This is a genomic window from Frankia sp. CcWB3, assembly GCF_977927595.1.
Map to the genome: position 1 here is coordinate 1 of NZ_CDWRCK010000101.1, position 13686 is coordinate 13686.

General features: G+C 71.1%; 12 protein-coding genes. 7 read left to right on the top strand and 5 right to left on the bottom strand.

Annotation, left to right across the window (positions count from 1 at the left end):
* Positions 1-126 precede the first annotated feature (126 nt).
* Positions 127-429, top strand: a complete 303-nt coding sequence (locus ACY5KJ_RS09935; protein WP_462186811.1) for a hypothetical protein — start codon at positions 127-129, stop codon at positions 427-429.
* Positions 430-458: 29 nt separating this feature from the next.
* Here the strand turns inward: ACY5KJ_RS09935 and ACY5KJ_RS09940 are convergent, their stop codons facing one another.
* Both ACY5KJ_RS09940 and ccrA read right to left on the bottom strand, forming a co-directional pair.
* A complete protein-coding gene (locus ACY5KJ_RS09940) occupies positions 459-1175 on the bottom strand; it encodes a sugar-binding protein (RefSeq protein WP_462186810.1) in 717 nt (238 codons plus the stop codon).
* A gap of 72 nt (positions 1176-1247) precedes the next feature.
* Positions 1248-2597 (bottom strand): crotonyl-CoA carboxylase/reductase, encoded by a 1350-nt coding sequence (gene ccrA, locus ACY5KJ_RS09945; RefSeq protein WP_462186809.1) that lies wholly within the window; start codon positions 2595-2597, stop codon positions 1248-1250.
* Positions 2598-2770: 173 nt separating this feature from the next.
* Here ccrA and ACY5KJ_RS09950 point away from each other — a divergent pair, with 173 nt between their 5' ends.
* The 4 genes from ACY5KJ_RS09950 (at position 2771) to ACY5KJ_RS09965 (ending at position 6193) form a co-directional block, all read left to right on the top strand.
* The gene (locus ACY5KJ_RS09950) at positions 2771-3328 is read left to right on the top strand and encodes a SigE family RNA polymerase sigma factor (RefSeq protein WP_462186808.1); all 558 of its coding nucleotides are present in this window, start codon (positions 2771-2773) and stop codon (positions 3326-3328) included.
* Positions 3325-4317, top strand: a complete 993-nt coding sequence (locus ACY5KJ_RS09955) for an FG-GAP repeat domain-containing protein (protein ID WP_462186807.1) — start codon at positions 3325-3327, stop codon at positions 4315-4317. Before ACY5KJ_RS09950 ends, ACY5KJ_RS09955 begins: the two co-directional genes overlap by 4 nt.
* Before the next feature lie 212 nt (positions 4318-4529).
* Complete coding sequence (locus ACY5KJ_RS09960) at positions 4530-5714, top strand: acetyl-CoA C-acetyltransferase (protein ID WP_462186806.1); 1185 nt, start codon at positions 4530-4532, stop codon at positions 5712-5714.
* Between the two features lie 26 nt (positions 5715-5740).
* On the top strand, positions 5741-6193 hold the full coding sequence (locus ACY5KJ_RS09965) for a cupin domain-containing protein (protein WP_462203240.1): 453 nt from the start codon (positions 5741-5743) through the stop codon (positions 6191-6193).
* Positions 6194-6220: 27 nt separating this feature from the next.
* Here the strand turns inward: ACY5KJ_RS09965 and ACY5KJ_RS09970 are convergent, their stop codons facing one another.
* Positions 6221-7753, bottom strand: coding sequence for an ATP-binding protein (locus ACY5KJ_RS09970; RefSeq protein ID WP_462186804.1), 1533 nt, complete (start codon positions 7751-7753; stop codon positions 6221-6223).
* 227 nt (positions 7754-7980) lie between these two features.
* Between ACY5KJ_RS09970 and ACY5KJ_RS09975 the strand changes: the two genes are divergently transcribed.
* The gene (locus tag ACY5KJ_RS09975; RefSeq protein WP_462186803.1) at positions 7981-8304 is read left to right on the top strand and encodes an MTH1187 family thiamine-binding protein; all 324 of its coding nucleotides are present in this window, start codon (positions 7981-7983) and stop codon (positions 8302-8304) included.
* 141 nt (positions 8305-8445) lie between these two features.
* The gene (locus ACY5KJ_RS09980; RefSeq protein ID WP_462186802.1) at positions 8446-9444 is read left to right on the top strand and encodes a tetratricopeptide repeat protein; all 999 of its coding nucleotides are present in this window, start codon (positions 8446-8448) and stop codon (positions 9442-9444) included.
* Positions 9445-9515: 71 nt separating this feature from the next.
* Here ACY5KJ_RS09980 and glgB read toward each other — a convergent pair whose 3' ends face one another.
* Both glgB and ACY5KJ_RS09990 read right to left on the bottom strand, forming a co-directional pair.
* Complete coding sequence (gene glgB / locus ACY5KJ_RS09985) at positions 9516-11975, bottom strand: 1,4-alpha-glucan branching protein GlgB (RefSeq protein ID WP_462203241.1); 2460 nt, start codon at positions 11973-11975, stop codon at positions 9516-9518.
* Positions 11976-12099: 124 nt separating this feature from the next.
* Positions 12100-13470 (bottom strand): maltokinase N-terminal cap-like domain-containing protein, encoded by a 1371-nt coding sequence (locus ACY5KJ_RS09990; protein WP_462186823.1) that lies wholly within the window; start codon positions 13468-13470, stop codon positions 12100-12102.
* Between the last annotated feature and the right edge of the window lie 216 nt (positions 13471-13686).

The window sequence follows — 13686 nt, forward strand, 5'->3', positions numbered from 1 at the left end:
CGTTGACGGCGAGGTGGTGGACCGGGGCGAGTGGGTCGCGGGCCCGCCGGCCGGCGATACCCGGGGTTCGGGTTCCCGCACCCGGCGGGATCGGTTCCGGGCATCGGGCAGACCCGCTCGCGGGCGGTGACGAGGAAGGCACGCCGGCGCCGGGCCCGGCCGTCGGATGCGCAGCGCGGGCACCCGGTCTGTTGGTGGACGCCGGATCCGGTCGTCGTCCTGCGGGACGGCGAGTGGGTGGTGCGACCGACGAGTGGCGCGGCGACCACCAAGGTCTACCGGTGTCCCGGTTGTGATTATGAGATCACTCCGGGCACCGCCCACGTGGTGGTCTGGCCGCCCGAGCGGATCGAGGACCGTCGACACTGGCACCGGCCATGTTGGGAACGCCGGTGCCGAGCGGCCCGGCCGCGCGTCCGTGATGGCTGACCCCACGGGACGACGGCCTCCCGTGCGGGCTAGACCCCGCGGGAGTTCGCTGCCGCGGGCAACGCGTTCGGCTCGCTGCCGAGCGCCTTACGCTCCTCGGGCGGCGGTGCCTCGATGGAGGCGATCGACGCGGAGGCGGCGGTCAGCTTGTCGCGCAGCGCGCCCAGCTGGGCCGTCACCTGGTCACGCAGGGTGGCAAGTTGCGAGGTCACCTGCTCGCGCTGGCGCGCGAGGTCGGCCAGCCGACGCTTCGAGTCGTCCTCGGCCTGCGCGGCCGTGGCCCGAGCGACCTCGACGATCCGTTCGGCCTCCGCGCGGGCCGTCGAGGCGATGGCCGCGGCCTGCTCGTCGGCGTCGCGCAGGGTCTTCTCCCGGGTCTGCTCGGCCTCGGTGACGATCCGGCGGGCCTCCTCGAGCTGGGCGTCGGCCTCCCGGGTGCGTTCAGCCCGAACGGTGGCAGCCTCCTCCTCGGCGAGCTGGAGGATCTGGGTAACGCGGCCACCGAACTCCTCCCAGGCGGGACGGTTGGCGGCCAGATCGTCGCATACCCGGGCCGCCTCGGTCGCCGCCTCCGACGCGGCCGCCTCCGCCGCCGCCCGGTGCGCCTCGGCCTCGCGTAGCTGCTCGACGAGCCAGTTCACGTGATGGGTGACCTGATTGGGGTCGTAGCCACGGCGCACCAGATCAAAGGCGGGGGGCCCGTCGGTCTCGCCGGCCATTGGGATGAGATCGGTGTGTTCGGTCATAGGACCTCAGCATCTCAGACGGTCAATGTGAGCGTGAGGGGAGCCGGCTGTCGGCCTGGCCGATTTCCGGGTTTATACGCCGCGGAACCGGTTGATTGCGGTCAGGTGGCGGGAGTGGAGTGCCTCGTCGCGGACACCCAGCCCCTCAGCCGGGGCGAGACACAGCACGCCCACCTTCCCCTGGTGGACGTTGCGGTGCACGTCGTAGGCGGCCTGCCCCGTTTCGGTGAGCGGGTAGACCCGGGACAGGGTCGGATGGATCATCCCGCGCATGATGAGCCGGTTGGCTTCCCAGGCCTCCCGGTAGTTGGCGAAGTGCGAGCCGACGATGCGCTTGAGGTTCATCCACAGGTACCGGTTGTCGTACTCGTGCTGGAAACCGCTGGTGGAGGCGCAGGTGGCGATGGTTCCGCCGCGGCGGGTCACATAGACGGAGGCGCCGAAGGTCTCCCGGCCCGGGTGTTCGAGGACGATGTCGGGGTCGTCGCCGCCGGTGAGCTCGCGGATGCGCTTGCCGAACCGCTGCCATTCCTGGGGGTTCTGGGTGTGTTCGTCGCTCCAGAACCGATAGGCCTCGGCGGCGCGGTCGATGATCAGTTCGGCGCCGAGGGAGCGGCATATGTCGGCTTTTTCCGGCGAGGAGACGATGCAGACCGGGATGGCCCCGCCACGCAGCACGAGCTGGGTGGCGTAGGAGCCCAGGCCCCCGGACGCGCCCCAGACGAGAACGACGTCGCCCTGTTTCATGTTCGCGCCGTTGACCGAGACCAGTTGGCGGTACGCAGTCGAGTTGACCAGACCGGGTGCGGCCGCCTCCTCCCAGGTCAGGTGCGCGGGTTTCGGCATGAGCTGGTTGGTCTTGACCAGGGCGAGCTCGGCGAGTCCACCAAAGTTCGTCTCAAATCCCCAGATTCGTTGCTCGGGATCCAGCATCGTGTCGTTGTGGCCGTCGGGACGTTCGAGTTCCACGGACAGACAGTGGGCGACGACCTCGTCCCCGGGGGACCAGGCCTGTACGCCGGGCCCTGTCCGTAGCACAACTCCGGCCAGATCCGAGCCGACGACGTGGTAAGGCTGGTCGTGACGGGATGCAAGCGGAGAGGTTCGGCCGTATCGCTCGAGGAAGTTGAAGGTGGGGATCGGCTCGAAGATCGACGTCCAGACCGTGTTGTAGTTCACGGAAGAGGCCATGACCGCGACGAGGGCTTCGCCGGGACCGAGCTCCGGGGTCGGCACGTCGTCCACGTGCAGGGAGCGACGGGGGTCCTTGTCCCGGGACGGCACGCCCTCGAACATCCCGATTTCGTCCCGGCGCACGACCATGGCGCGGTAGGACTGGGGGACCGGGAGGGAAGCGAACTCCGCCCGCCGGGCGGGCGACGGAGGGCTCTGGGCAATGATCGCTTCGAGAATGTCCTTCACGGTCGGCCTCCGGTAGGACGCTGGTGCTGGTGGCGGATAGACGGCAGATGTTACCCATAGGTGGGAGGCGGGGTCGCGGGATGTGGAGGCTGTCTGTTTCGTGCGCGACGCGATAGAACTTTTGGGACAACTTCGAGTGCTCGGTACGCGTCCAACTGGGTGTGATCGCGCCCATGACTGTCGTGGAAGGGTGGCGGCCCGTGCCTGCACGGAGCGACGCCGCCCGTAGCGATGTCGCGCGGGACGCCGATGCCGCCCTGGCCGCGTTGTACGCCGAACACTATCGGTCATTAGTTCGTCTTGCAGCGTTACTACTTGACGACCTCGGCCTCTGCGAGGAGGTTGTGCAGGACGCCTACATCCGCGTCCACGCGGCCTGGGGACGGCTCCAGGACCGGGACAAGGCCTTGGCCTATCTCAGGCAGACCGTCGTCAACCTCGCACGTTCGACACTGCGTCGTCGACTCGTCGCTCTCAAACACGCTCCCAAGCCGATGCCCGACGCCGCGAGCGCCGAGGAGGGCGCCTACTCCCTCGTCGAACGGGCGGCGGTCATCCAGGCGTTGCGCGAGCTGCCCCGCCGGCAGCGGGAGGCGGTGGTGCTGCGGTACTACGCCGACATGTCCGAGGCGGACGCCGCGGCGGTGATGGGCTGCAGTGTCGGTTCCGTCAAGGCGTACACCTCCCGGGGGCTGTCGGCGTTGAGCGGCAAGCTGGAGGGCCTGCGGTGAGTGGTCTGGAACCGGAGGAGCTCGCCCGCCTGCTCACCGAGGCGGTGGAGCCCATCCGGCCCTCGCCGGACGCCTACCGGCAGATCCGTGCCGGGATCGACCGTCGGCGCCGGTGGCGTCTGCCGCTGATGACGGCGGGCGGGATGGTCATGGCGGCGATCATCGGGCTCGCCGTGGTGGCGCTGCGGCCCCCTCCGCCGAGCAACGAGCTCGTCGAGCCGGCCGTCCCGCCGCTCGTGACCGCACCCGTGACGGGGCCGAGCCGGACACCCGTCGCCTCCTCGACCGGCGGCACCGGCCGTTCCACCAGGGCCGGCGATGGGTCCGGAGGGGGAGCGGCGACCTGGTCGGCGACTACCTCGCCGACCGTCCTCCCGACCACCAGCGTGCCCTCCCCGCCCGTCACGGCCGGCCCGTCAGCCAGCCCGGCGACGGCGACCCAGGGCAGCCCCCAGCTGCCGACGGCCGTCGTGAAGCCGGCGGTGGCGGGCGACGTCGACGGCGACGGCCGTTCTGACCAGGTGCGGGCGACCGGGAGCAAACTCGAGGTCGTGTTCTCCCGGGACGGAACTGTCGGGCAGGTCGACCTGGGCGCGATCGTGGTGCCCCTGCACCACACGGTCGTCGACATCGACGCCAACGGGTTCGGCGAGATCCTGGTGCAGACCACGTCGAGGAGCGGGATGGACAACTACGCGCTGGTGCGCTACGCCAGCCTCGACACGCTGGCCCCCGTCCAGCTGCCGGCTCAGCTCACCCTCGCCGCCGGGGTCCAGGGCAACGTCGGCGCCGGGTTCCGCTGCATGGACCGGGCCCTGCGGATCAACAGCGGGACCTCGACCGACGGTTCGCTGTTCACCGTGGCCACGACCATCCTGGCGCTGACCCCGGAGGGCCTGGCCGCCCAGGACAGCCGGTCCGACCAGGTACGCCTGCCGGCGGACCCGGCCACCTCGCCATTCGTGGCAGCCTGCGGCCAGCTGTCCTGACGGTCCGCTTCTCTTGGCCGTCCCGCGGGTCCGGCTAGGTGTTTTTGTCCTTGGGGACCGGAATCGTGGCCGGGCATCTCGGGAATGATCACGTTATCGTGTCAGGGACGGCTGTTCTCGGGGCTGCCGCCACGAGACGACGCCACCGCAGGCCGTGTGCCGGCGCCGTCCCGGCCCGCCCCAAAGATCTTCCTGGAGATGAGGAGGCATCCATGCCTGGTTCCGTGATCGTGGCTGGAGCGCGGACACCGTTCGGGAGACTGTCGGGCGCGCTGAAGAGCTTCACCGCGACGGATCTCGGTGGCATCGCGATCTCGGGTGCCCTCGCGCGGGCCGGCCTGTCCGGTGACGCGGTCGATTATGTGATCATGGGGCATGTGATCCAGGCCGGCGCGGGCCAGATCACCGCCCGGCAGGCGGCGGTCGCTGCCGGCATCCCGCTGTCGGTGCCCGCCATCACGATCAACAAGGTCTGCCTGTCCGGCCTTGATGCGATCGCCCTGGCCGACACGTACATCTCCAGCGGGGAGTTCGACCTTGTCGTCGCCGGTGGGATGGAGTCCATGACCGGCGGCCCGCACCTGCTGCGCTCGCTGCGCTCCGGGGTGAAGTACGGCCGGGCCGAGCTGCTCGACGCCACCGAGCACGACGCGCTGTTCTGCGCCTTCGACCAGATCGCGATGGGGGCGAGCACCGAGCGGTACAACGCGGGGCTCGGCATCAGCCGGGCCGAGCAGGACGAGTTCGGCGCCCAGTCGCATCAGCGGGCCGCCGCCGCCATCAAGAACGGGCTGTTCGAGGACGAGATCGTCCCGGTCGCGGTGCCGCAGCGCCGCGGCGAGCCGCTGGCCGTCAACCAGGACGAGGGCGTGCGTCCCGACACCACCGCCGAGGTGCTCGCGAAGCTGCGGCCGGCCTTCGACGGCAACGGCACGATCACCGCGGGTTCGTCGTCGCCGATCTCCGACGGCGCCGCCGCCGTCATCGTGGCGAGCCGGGCGAAGGCCGAACAGCTCGGCCTGCCGATCCTCGCGGAGGTCGGTCACCACGGCTTCGTGGCCGGTCCGGACACCTCCCTGCACTCCCAGCCTTCGCGCGCCATCCTCGCGGTGCTGGCCAAGGAGCGGCTCACCCCGGCCGATCTCGGCCTCGTCGAGATCAACGAGGCCTTCGCCGCGGTCGTCATCCAGTCCATGCACGACCTCGGGATCGGCCCGGAGATCACCAACGTCAACGGCGGCGCGATCGCGATCGGTCATCCCGTCGGAGCCTCCGGTGCCCGGATTGCCCTGACCCTGGCCAACGAGCTGAAGCGCCGCGGCGGCGGGATCGGCGCCGCCGGTCTCTGCGGCGGCGGCGGCCAGGGAGACGCCTTGGTGCTGCGCGTTCCAGCGTGACGGCCGGCCTCGGGGAGGCTCCCGGGATGACCCGCATCGACGACCCCGCGACGCCGGCCGGCGACTTGGTGCGGGAGCTCGGTCTCGAAGCACATCCCGAGGGCGGCTGGTACCGCCGGACCTGGGCCAGTCCAGACCAGATCGATGCACATGGCGGCTGGCGCCCCGTCATGACGTCCATCCTGTTCCTGCTGCGTCCGGGAGAGGTGTCCCGCTGGCATCGGGTGGCCTCGGCCGAGATCTGGCTCTGGCAGGGCGGTGGGGCCATCCATCTCACCCTCGGCGGGTCGGGCCGGGTGCCGGTCGCCGCCGACCGGCGGATCCTCGGACCCGATCTGGCCGCGGGCCAGGCGCCGCAGCTCGTCGTGCCGGCCGGCGAATGGCAGACCGCGGCCCCGCGCGACGGACAGCACGTTCTGGTCGGCTGCGTGGTGGCGCCTGGCTTCGACTTTCTGGACTTCGAGCTCTTCCCCGCCTAAAGCGCCGTTCGGGGCGGCCCGGTCAGGTCAGCTCGGGGCGGTCATCGCGGTGGTGAGCGCGGCTGCCGCGGCGACTAGGGCGCCGGGATCCAGCGGGATCTTCAGGACGTCCACGGCGCCGGCTCGGCGCAGGTGCGCCCGCTCGCGGGGGTCGGTGTCCTCGCTGAGGACCAGGGCCGGGATGACGCCGGCGGTCGGGTCCGCCGCGAGCTGGGCGAGCAGTTCGGCCGCGGTCGTGTCGGGCAGGTCCCGGTCGAGCAGGATGAACGCCGGCCGGGCCCCCCGCACCGCGTCGAGGGCGAGACCGGCGCGGGGAACGGTCACGGTGTCCGCGGCCAGGAAATCGGTGAGGGTCTCGGCGACCAGGGAACGCAGGGCGGGATCGCCGCTGACGTGCACGACCCGCAGGCCGCCGGGTGCGGGAGGACGGCCGAGGGCGACCGTGCCGGACTCGCCGGAGCGATAGGGGAGACCACCGTAACTGCCTCCGAACCCGCTGTCATCATCGAGATCCTCGAAACGCAGGTCGACCGCGTCGAGCACGACGGCGAACACGCTTCCCACGCCGTACCGGCTGGCGACGGTAAGCACCCCGCCCATCGCCGTGACCAGGGCGTGGGACAGGGCGAGGCCCAGCCCGCTGCCCTCGATTCCGCTGCGCTCGGCGCCGAGGCGCTCGAAGGGCCGGAACAGTCGGTCGATCGCCCGGGGGGAGAGCCCGGCGCCGTCGTCCTCGACCTCGATACGGATCCGCGAGCCGGTGATGGGCACGATGCCGACGCGCACGCTGCCGCCCTCCCGGCCGTACTTCAGCGCGTTACCGACCAGGTTAAGCAGGACTTGCCACAGGCGGCGGCGGTCCGCGTCGGCGACGAGCGGCAGCGCCGGATGGATCACCCGCCGGATGCTGCGCTGCGCCGCGAGCGGTTCGACGAGCTCCACCACGCCCTGGACGATGTCGAGGACGTTGACCGGCCCCTTGTTGATGTCCCCTCGGCCCGCGCGGAGCCTGGCTAGGTCCAGCACGTCATCGATCAACGCCTGCATGTGGCGGCCACCGGTGATGATCCGCTCGACGTCGTCGTGGAGGTCGGGGGTGAGCGGTTCGAGTTCCAGCAGCTGCGCGAAGCCCAGCATGGCGTTCAGCGGGGTCCGCAATTCGTGGCCGAGCCGGGCGATCAGTTCGTCCTTGGCCCGTGACTCGTTCTCGGCGACCTCGCGGGCGCGCTGGTCGCTGGTGTCCCGAGCGACGACGACCAGCCCGCCCTCCGGGTCGACCCGGACCGTCACGTGATGGGGCACGGTGGCCCCGGCCAGGTCGACGAGTCCCACCGAGCCACGCCACTGCCCGGTCCGCCCCAGCGCGGTCGTCACCGCCTCACCGAGAGCGAGGCGGAACGCGGGGTCGACGACGTCGACAAGGTCGCGCAGATGGGGGACGCGGGGAACCCGGTCACCGAGGAAGGCACGGGCGGCGGCACCCATGTCGGTGACACGACCATCCGCGCCGATGACCACAGCCAGGTCCGTCAGCGCGTCGAGCAAGATGCGTGACCCCACCTACGCCTCGTTATCCGTCTTCTTCCACCCCACGGCGGGCAATGGTAGGGCGTACCGTCAGAGACCGTTGTCCCGGGTTTGCTCAACTGGATCGCCGGCCGGTTTTCCCGCGACGTTTCGTGACATGCAAATAGCTTACCGACGACCTCGGTGCATCGGCGTAGCAGGGTAGTGGCCCTGCGTTGTTCGACGCGCGGTGAGCGGACTGTCGTGATAAGTCTGACCGCATGCTTGTTGCCTTCAGTGTCACGCCCATCGGTCAGGGCGAGGGGGTCGCGGATCTGGTCGCCGAGGCGGTCCGGGTGGTGCGGGCCAGTGGGCTGCCCCATGAGACGACCGCCATGTTCACCACGATCGAAGGCGAGTGGGACGAGGTGATGGACGTCGTCCGCCGGGCCACCGAGGCGGTCTCGGCCCGCGCTGGCCGGGTGAGTCTGGTGCTGAAGGCCGATCTTCGCCCGGGAGTCACCGACGCTCTGCACACGAAGGTCGCCGCGGTCGACCGGTTGCTGGCCGGGGACGAGACCGGCACGGACGTCACTGATCGTTGACCGCCGGCCGCTGCCTGCCGGCCGCTGCCCGCAGGCCCGGATTGGGGATCTGGGTCTGACCCTGGGCGAGGCGGACATGAGGACCGGGAAAGTCGTCCGGTGCCGAGTCCACGGACCGGAAGCAGATGCCACGATGGAGGCATGCAACGTAGGCCACCAGTCCCATCCAGATCGCCGCGCGGTGCGGGAGGCGCGGGAGGCGCGGGACGTCTGCCCGAAAGCCTCGGCGGTCTGCGCCTCGCCGGCGCCGTCCCGCTCGACCCCAAGCCGGCGACCCCGCCTCCCCCCGCCAGTAGCGCCGCCACGGCCGCGCCGGACGCCCGTCCCGGCGCGCCAGCCGGGCCCGTGGTCATCGACGTCACCGAGGCGAGCTTCGCCACCGACGTGGTCAGCCGGTCGATGCAGGTTCCCGTAGTGCTGGACTTCTGGGCCTCCTGGTGCGGCCCGTGCAAGCAGCTCAGCCCGATCCTGGAGAAGCTCGCCGCGGTGGACGGCGGCCGGTGGATCCTCGCCAAGATCGACGTCGATGCGAACCCGGGCCTCGCGCAGGCCGCCGGCGTGCAGGGCATCCCCGCGGTGAAGGCGGTGATCGGCGGGCGGATCATCGGGGAGTTCACCGGCGCCGTGCCCGAACGGGAGGTGCGGAGCTGGCTCGATCAGCTGCTCTCCCTGGTCGACGAGGCGATGGGCGGAGTCCCGGGCGCGGCAGCCGCGGGCGGTCCCGCCCGTGACCCACATGTGGCGGCGGCCGAGGCGGCGCTTGCCCGTGGCGACTTCGACACCGCGGTCGAGTCCTATCGCATCCGGCTCACCGAGGCGCCCGCGGATCCCGAGGCCCTGACCGGGCTCGCGCGGGCCGAACTGCTGCGCCGGGTGCGTGGGTACGATCCGGTGGACATCCGCAACCGGCTGGCGGCGAATCCGGACGACGTCGAGGCCGCGGTCGCCGCGGCTGACCTGGGCATCGCGCAGGGAGCCGTGGCCGGGGCCCTCGCTGGTCTCGTCGAGGTCGTCCGCCGGACGGCGGGGCCGGAGCGGGAAAGGGCCCGAGCGCACCTCGTCGGGCTGTTCCAGGCGTTGGGTGACGAGGAGCCCGCGGTGGCCCCGGCCCGACGCTCCCTGGCAGCCGCCCTCTTCTGAGCGTACGGTAGTCGGGTTGTGGGGAGCCAGGCACGGTCCAGGGACCGCAGACCGTGCTCAGGTCCCCACATTCACTGGCCGGCAGAAACCCCGAACGGCGTCCGGTGCGGGGAGAGCCAGATGGCCCCGAGGGGCGGCAGCGTCAGGGTTGCCGAGGCGTCGAGACCGTGATGCGGCTCCTCGACAGCCTGGACTGAGCCGAGATTGCCGATGTTGCCGCCGCCGTAGCGGTACCCGTCGGTGTTGAGTATCTCGCGCCAGCGTCCGGGGAACGGCAGCCCGATGCGGTAGCCCTCGTGCCCGATGCCGGCGAAGTTGGCGACGCAGGCCAGCACGCCGCCCGCCGGGTCCTCGCCCGACCAGCGCAGGAACGAGAAGACGTTGTTCTCCGCGTCGTTCGCGTCGATCCAGGAGAAGCCCGCCGGGTTGGCGTCGTGTTGGTACAGGGCCGGGATCGTCCGGTAGAGCCCGTTCAGGTCGCGCACGAGGTCCGCGACACCGGCGTGGGCGGGATCGTCCAGCAGGGGCCATTCGAGGGACGCAGACTCGTTCCACTCGTTGTCCTGGGCGAACTCGCAGCCCATGAAGAGCAGCTTCTTGCCGGGATGCGCCCACATGTAGGCGAGCAGCGCCCGCAGGTTCGCGCGCTGTGCCCAGCGGTCGCCGGGCATCTTGCGTAGCAGTGAACCTTTGCCGTGGACCACCTCGTCGTGGCTGAACGGCAGGATGAAGTTCTCCGAGTATGCGTACACCATCGAAAAGGTCATCTGATGGTGGTGGTACATGCGGTGGATCGGCAGCCGGGAGTTGTAGTCGAGGGTGTCGTGCATCCACCCCATGTTCCATTTGAAGCCGAAGCCCAAGCCGCCGAGGTGGGTGGGGCGGGTGACCCCGGGCCACGCGGTCGACTCCTCCGCGATCATCATTGCGCCCGGGAAACGGCGGTAGACGGTGGCGTTGGTCTCCTGCAGGAACGAGACGGCATCGAGGTTCTCCCGGCCGCCGTGGATGTTGGGCAGCCAGCCACCCTCCGGCCGGGAGTAGTCGAGGTACAGCATCGAGGCGACCGCGTCGACGCGTAGTCCATCGATGTGGAATTCCTCGAACCAGTACAGGGCGTTTGCCACGAGGAAGTTGCGTACCTCGGGGCGGCCCAGGTCGAAGACGTAGGTACCCCAGTCGGGCTGTTCACCGCGGCGTGGATCTGGATGTTCGTACAGGGGGGTGCCGTCGAAGCGGCCCAGCGCCCAGGTGTCCCGGGGGAAGTGCGCCGGCACCCAGTCGACGATCACCCCGATGCCGGCGCGGTGCAGCGTGTCCACAAGGTGGCGGAACTCGTCGGGGCTGCCGAAGCGGGCCGTCGGGGCGTAGTAGGCCGACACCTGGTAGCCCCAGGAGCCGCCGAAGGGATGCTCGGCCACGGGCAGCATCTCCACGTGGGTGAAGCCGTTCTCGACGACGTACGCGGTCAGCTCCTCGGCGAGTTCCCGGTAGGACAACCCGCGCCGCCAGGAGCCCAGGTGGACCTCGTAGACGCTCACCGGCTCGGTGCGCCAAGCCGTCCGGGCCCGCCGGTCGAGCCACGCGCCGTCATTCCAGGTGAAGTCGGAGGCGAACACCACGCTCGCGGTGGCCGGCGGCACCTCGGTGTGGAACGCCAGCGGATCCGCCTTCTGCCGCCAGATCCCGTCGAAGCCGAGGATTTCGTACTTGTACCGGGCGCCGGTGCCGGCGCCGGGGACGAACAGCTCCCAGATCCCGGAGCGGCCGAGCGAGCGCATCGGGAAGGCGCGCCCGTCCCAGAAGTCGAAGTCGCCGACGAGCCGAACCCCCCGCGCAGAGGGGGCCCACACGGCGAAGCTGACCCCGGTGACCGTGGCGCCGCCCGGCGTCGTCAGCGCGCGCGGATGTGCCCCGAGCACCTTCCAGAGCTGTTCGTGCCGGCCCTCGGTGATCAGATGGAGGTCCATCTCACCGAGGGTGGGCAGGTGCCGGTAGGGGTCGTCGACGAGGTACGAGCCGTCCGGGTAGGTCACCTCGATGCGGTAGTCGGGCAGCACTCCCGGCACGGCCACGCCGAACACCCCGCCGCTGTGCAGCCGGGTGGCCGGGTACCGGGCCGGCCCGACGAGGACGGTCACGGCCCTCGCATCGGGGCGCAGCACCCGCACGACCGTGGCGTCGCTACCGGGATGCGGGTGCGCCCCGAGCAGCGCGTGCGGGTCGTGATGCGCCCCGCTGACCAGCCGCTCCAGGCCGTCCCGCTCCAGGCCGTCGTGGGGCAGGCCGACCGAAGGGGCGACCGCGACTGCGGGCGGGGCCGCGGGCGGGGCCGACGGCACGGCGGGATCGTCGGCGGTCTGTCCAGGCTGGGTGGCGGCGGACGAGGCGTCGCAGTCCGCCAGCGCCACCCGGCCACCGCCGTTGCGGACGGCGGTATCCACCCCTCCGGGGTTCGGTCGGTCGGGGGCGAGCCCGGTGGCCAGGCGTCCCGTCCGCGCCGTGCCGTTGTTGACGTCGCCGTTGTTCACTGGGACACCCCTGCCTCTCTGCGCGATGATTTTTTCGGGTCTTCTGTCGGGTCTTCTGGCTGATCCGCGCCCGGGCGCCGGTACCGCTGCCGGGCGGCCGCCGCGGCCCGGGGCGGGCCGTGGCTCACCCCGCCGACGGGCTGGACCGGGTCAGTCGTCCCACCGAGGACAGCGGGATCCCGATCCACCCCGGTCGGTGGCGGGCCTCGTACAGGATCTCGTACACGGCCTTGTCGAGCTCGAACGCACGCAGCACCACGGCATCCTCACGAGGATCGCGGCCGGCCGCGGCACCGTAGCCCCGGCAGAACGCCTCCCGGTTGCGATCTGCCCACTCCTGGGCGCGGTAGGCCAACGACGGCTCGTCACCGCGTTCGAGCAGCATCGACCGGGCCGCGTAGTCGAACGAGCGCAGCATCCCGGCGACGTCGCGCAGCGGCGACTCCAGCCCCACGCGGTCGGCGACCGGGCGGACCGGCTCCCCCTCGAAGTCGAACAGCACCCAGCCCGAGTCGACCCGCAGGACCTGACCCAGGTGCAGATCGCCGTGCAGCCGTTGGAAGGGCCGGGGATGGACGGCCTGCGCCGACGTCCCCGTCACCTCGTCGTAGCTCTTGCGGATCGCCGCCTCGAAGGGACGCAGCTCGGCGACGGCCTCGACCGCCGCGTCCAGCCGGCCATGCAGGTAGGTCACCAGGGACCGCAGGGCGTCGGCGGTCGCGAGCCTCGTTGGCAGCGTCCGGGCGAGGTCGGCGTGCACCTCGGCGGTGGCGGTACCCAGCCGCTCGGCCTCCGCGGCGAAGTCGCCGCCGACCTCGTCGGCGTGCAGGTCAGCCTCGGCGTACAGGTCGCGCACGCTGGCCAGCGCCAGCCGCCAGCCCTCGGTGCCGCTGCGCAGGTACTCCTGGAGGAATCCGAAGGTGGTCGGTGTCCCGTCGACCCGGCCGGAGTACCAGGCGACGGGGCGGGCCACGTGCGTGCTGCCCGCCTCCGCCAGCGCCCGGGTCACCTCCAGATCGGGGTTGACGCCCGGCCAGAGCCGCCGGAACACCTTGAGGATGTAGGCGTCGCCGTAGACGATCGAGGTGTTGGACTGCTCGGCGCCGACGGTGTGGGCGGGCAGGATGCCCAGTGGTTCCAGCGCCTCGGCGACGAGGCCGTCGCGGTGTGTCGACCGGCGGAGGAAGCTCAGCAGGGCCGAGCTGCCATCGGGGTCGTGCAGGCCGTCGTAGACCAGGCCGCCGGCACTCTCGCCGATCAGAAAGCCCTCGTGGCCGAAGGGCGCGTCCGAGCGGATGACCACCGGAACCTGGTAGTGGTCCGACGGGCCGTGGTCGTAGTCGACGTCGACGACGAGCAGCCGTAGCGGTTCGAAGACCATGACGTCGTGGCGGATCCGCAGGCCGCCCCCGCATCTGCCCTTCCCGGCGAACCATCGCTGCCGGGGGAGCCACTCGCGCAACAGGCCGGTCAGTTCCGCGTGGTGGTCACCCATCATCGACCTCCCGGTGCCCGTCCTCAACGATCATTATGCCAGCTAACCTAACGTCGACTGCCTCGATAGCAGCCTTTCGCCCGACCCGGGCCGGCCGCGCGTCGTCCAGGCGGTTCCGGTGCTCCTTGACTGTTCCTTGACCGACGGTCCCCGACGGCCTCCGTTGCCCCGGTCCGTTGCCCCGGTCCGCCCAACGCGGCTAGTACTCCAACCCGA

Excerpts from the sequence above, each read along its gene's own strand:
- ACY5KJ_RS09940 (WP_462186810.1), bottom strand. The coding sequence starts at position 1,175 with ATGACCGAACACACCGATCTCATCCCAATGGCCGGCGAGACCGACGGG.
- ACY5KJ_RS09950 (WP_462186808.1), top strand. The coding sequence starts at position 2,771 with ATGACTGTCGTGGAAGGGTGGCGGCCCGTGCCTGCACGGAGCGACGCC.
- ACY5KJ_RS09960 (WP_462186806.1), top strand. The coding sequence starts at position 4,530 with ATGCCTGGTTCCGTGATCGTGGCTGGAGCGCGGACACCGTTCGGGAGA.
- ACY5KJ_RS09965 (WP_462203240.1), top strand. The coding sequence starts at position 5,741 with ATGACCCGCATCGACGACCCCGCGACGCCGGCCGGCGACTTGGTGCGG.
- ACY5KJ_RS09975 (WP_462186803.1), top strand. The coding sequence starts at position 7,981 with ATGCTTGTTGCCTTCAGTGTCACGCCCATCGGTCAGGGCGAGGGGGTC.
- ACY5KJ_RS09980 (WP_462186802.1), top strand. The coding sequence starts at position 8,446 with ATGCAACGTAGGCCACCAGTCCCATCCAGATCGCCGCGCGGTGCGGGA.
- ACY5KJ_RS09990 (WP_462186823.1), bottom strand. The coding sequence starts at position 13,470 with ATGGGTGACCACCACGCGGAACTGACCGGCCTGTTGCGCGAGTGGCTC.